At 66.1% G+C, this 3,111-nt stretch carries 5 protein-coding genes; 4 read left to right on the forward strand and 1 reads right to left on the reverse strand.

Features of this window, described 5'->3' with window-relative positions:
- A partial coding sequence (locus tag DBR23_RS08760; protein WP_369882100.1) for a cytosine permease occupies nt 1-874 on the reverse strand: 874 nt, incomplete at its 3' end.
- 342 nt (nt 875-1,216) lie between these two features.
- Here DBR23_RS08760 and DBR23_RS08765 point away from each other — a divergent pair.
- From DBR23_RS08765 to DBR23_RS08780, 4 genes are all read left to right on the forward strand, one after another.
- Nucleotides 1,217-1,519, forward strand: a complete 303-nt coding sequence (locus tag DBR23_RS08765) for an urease subunit gamma (RefSeq protein ID WP_055399013.1) — start codon at nt 1,217-1,219, stop codon at nt 1,517-1,519.
- Between the two features lie 32 nt (nt 1,520-1,551).
- A complete protein-coding gene (locus DBR23_RS08770) occupies nt 1,552-2,166 on the forward strand; it encodes a HupE/UreJ family protein (protein ID WP_108497986.1) in 615 nt (204 codons plus the stop codon).
- 61 nt (nt 2,167-2,227) lie between these two features.
- Entirely contained in the window at nt 2,228-2,533 is a 306-nt protein-coding gene (locus tag DBR23_RS08775) for an urease subunit beta (protein WP_056060586.1), read from the forward strand.
- A gap of 93 nt (nt 2,534-2,626) precedes the next feature.
- The coding region (locus DBR23_RS08780; protein ID WP_146191288.1) for an amidohydrolase family protein at nt 2,627-3,111 on the forward strand (485 nt) is incomplete at its 3' end.

A 3,111-nucleotide genomic window follows, 5' to 3' on the forward strand; every position in this document is an offset into this window, starting at 1 on the left:
AGCCCGGCCCGCCCACCAGCACGCCCAGCCACCAGCGCCCACGTGTGGCAGGGGTGGATGCGGGCATGAAGCGCAGGTAGTCGGCCTGCTCCCCCATCTGGGTAATGAGCGCAATACCGACCGTGAGCGCCGCACCAAACAAGGGCAGCTGGAATGTGGCGCCCCGCATTGACTCACCACCGTAGTGCACGATGCCAGAAAACGCACCAGGATCGCGCACGATCACATACACAAACGGCACCACCAGCATCACCAGCCACAGCGGCTGTGTCCACACCTGCAGGCGGCTGATGGCCGACACGCCATGCGTGACCAGTGGAATCACCACAATGGCGCAGATGAGGTAACCCCAGGTGGGCGGGATGTCGAGCGCCAGCTCCAGCGCGTAGGCCATCACGGCAGCCTCCAGCGCGAAGAAGATGAAGGTGAAGCTCGCGTAGATCAGCGAGGTGAGCGTGGAGCCGATGTAGCCAAACCCCGCGCCGCGCGTGAGCAGGTCCATGTCCACCCCATAGCGCGCCGCATACACGCTGATGGGCAGCCCCGCCAGGAAGATGATGAGCCCCGTGGCCACGATGGCCCAGAAGGCATTGATGAAGCCGTACTGCACCAGCAGCGTGGCGCCCACGGCCTCCAGGATCAGGAAGGAGGCCGCGCCAAACGCGGTGTTGGCCACCCGCCATTCAGACCATTTGCGAAAGCGCTGGGGGGTGTAGCGCAGTGCGTAGTCCTCCATGGTCTCGGTGGCGACCCAGCTGTTGTAGTCGCGGCGCACCTTGACGACTTGCTGCGGCGCTTGCGCGTCGGCATCCCGCCCCAAGGCTGCTGCCGAGGCCGCGTCGGGCGGTGCAAGGGGGGCGGTGGAAAGGGGCATGGGCAAAGGGCGGCGGCAGCCTTTGCAAGTGCAGTTTCCATGCCACGATTCGCCGTCACATCCAGCGCACCTTCGCCCTCTGGCGTATGGCGGGCACGGGGCTTGCTGCCTATGATGAATCCGTTGCCCTCAGGACCGCCCGGTCAGGACAACCTGTCACACGAGCCCATCCAGCCTTGAATTGAGTAGAACGACATGGAACTGACCCCTCGCGTTCGACCGCCTCGGCGGTCGCGCGAGCTATTGACCCCAGCTTTGAGTGAAACGAAATGGAACTAACTCCTCGCGTTCGACCGCACTGCGGTCGCGCGAGCCATTTACCCCAGCATTGAGTGCAACGATATGGAACTGACTCCTCGCGAAAAAGACAAGCTGCTGATCTTTACCGCCGCCCTGCTGGCCGAGCGCCGCAAGGCCCGGGGCCTGAAGCTCAACTACCCCGAGGCCATGGCCCTGATCAGCGCCGCCGTGATGGAAGGCGCCCGCGACGGCAAGACCGTGGCGCAATTGATGAGCGAGGGCCGCACCGTGCTCACCCGCGCGGACGTGATGGACGGCATCGCCGAGATGATCCCGGACATCCAGGTGGAGGCCACCTTCCCCGACGGCACCAAGCTCGTCACCGTCCATCAGCCGATCGTCTGACCCCCTTCCCTCTTTCTCTCTGTGGAGCCCCCATGCGCATCGCACTCTCACACCGCCACACAGCCGCTCTCCTTTTCATAGCGTCCAGCGCAATCAGCACGTGCGCCAACGCCCATACAGGCGCTGAATCCCACATCCACAACAGTTTCTTCAGCGGCCTTGCCCACCCCCTGTTCGGCCTGGACCATCTGGCCGCCATGGTGGCCGTGGGCCTGTGGAGCGCCCTGTCCGCGCGCCGTGCTGGACGCGAACTGCTGTGGGGCCCTGTGGGCTTTGCGGCCATGTTGCTGGCGGGCGCAGTGCTGGGCCTGCAGGGCGTGGCACTGCCTGCGGTGGAGCCGATGATTGCCGCGTCGCTGCTGGCCACAGGCCTGCTCGTCGTGTCGCGCCTGCGCGTGCCCGGCCTCGTGGCCGCGCTGGGCGTGGGGGTGTTTGCCGTCTTTCACGGCGTGGCCCACGGCATCGAGCTGGCGGGCAGCCACAGCGCCTGGCAAACCCTGGCGGGCATGCTGACGGCCACCGTGCTGCTGCATGGCGTGGGGCTGGCGGCAGGCTGGGCGCTGCGCCACCGCACCGTGTGGCTCAGCCGCGCTGCAGGCGCTGCCGTGGCGCTGATGGGTGGCGCCCTGCTGGCCCAGATGGCCTGACAGGTCTGACTGGCGTCATGCATACCGACACCGCAGCAGCTCCCCCCTCAAGGACCCGACCATGATCCCAGGCGAACTCTTTACCGAACCCGGCGAGCACGCGCTCAACACCGGCCGCCGTACGCTGACCGTGGTGGTGCGCAACACCGGCGACCGTCCCATCCAGGTGGGCTCGCACTACCACTTTGCCGAGACCAACAACGCCCTGGGCTTTGACCGTGCGGCTGCACGCGGCATGCGGCTCAACATCGCATCCGGCACCGCCGTGCGCTTTGAACCCGGCCAGGAGCGCACCGTGGAGCTGGTGGACTACGCAGGCGAGCGCCGCGTGTTCGGCTTTCAGGGCCTGACCCAGGGCCCGCTGTAGCAACTTCAAGCCCAATTGGCCGATAGCGCCGGTATCAATTGCCCCAGCAGCTATCAAAAACATAGTAAACCGTTCTTGCGGAGCACCCCTCACATGGCAACCATTGGACGACGCGCCTACGCCGAGATGTTCGGCCCCACGGTGGGCGACCGCGTGCGCCTGGCCGACACCGAACTCATTCTCGAAGTCGAGGCCGACCACACCCTGCGCGCCGGCAGCTACGGCGAAGAGGTGAAGTTTGGCGGCGGCAAGACTATTCGCGACGGCATGGCACAGAGCCAGCGCAGCAACGCACAAGGCGCGGTGGACACAGTGCTGACCAACGCCCTGGTGGTAGACCACACCGGCATCTTCAAGGCCGACATCGGCCTGCGCGCAGGCCGCATCGCCGCCATCGGCAAAGCCGGCAACCCCGACACCCAGCCCGGCGTGGACATCATCATTGGCCCCGGCACGGAGGTCATCAGCTGCGAGGGCAACATCGTCACCGCAGGCGGCATCGACAGCCACATCCACTTCATCTGCCCGCAGCAGATCGAAGAGGCCCTGGCCAGCGGCGTGACCACCATGCTGGGCGG

This window comes from Acidovorax sp. HMWF018, from assembly GCF_003061035.1.
Lineage (GTDB): Bacteria > Pseudomonadota > Gammaproteobacteria > Burkholderiales > Burkholderiaceae_C > Acidovorax > Acidovorax delafieldii.

What these genes read in the sequence shown, in the direction of transcription:
- DBR23_RS08775 (WP_056060586.1), top strand. Translation starts at nt 2,228, where the DNA reads ATGATCCCAGGCGAACTCTTTACCGAACCCGGCGAGCACGCGCTCAAC.
- DBR23_RS08770 (WP_108497986.1), top strand. Translation starts at nt 1,552, where the DNA reads ATGCGCATCGCACTCTCACACCGCCACACAGCCGCTCTCCTTTTCATA.
- DBR23_RS08765 (WP_055399013.1), top strand. Translation starts at nt 1,217, where the DNA reads ATGGAACTGACTCCTCGCGAAAAAGACAAGCTGCTGATCTTTACCGCC.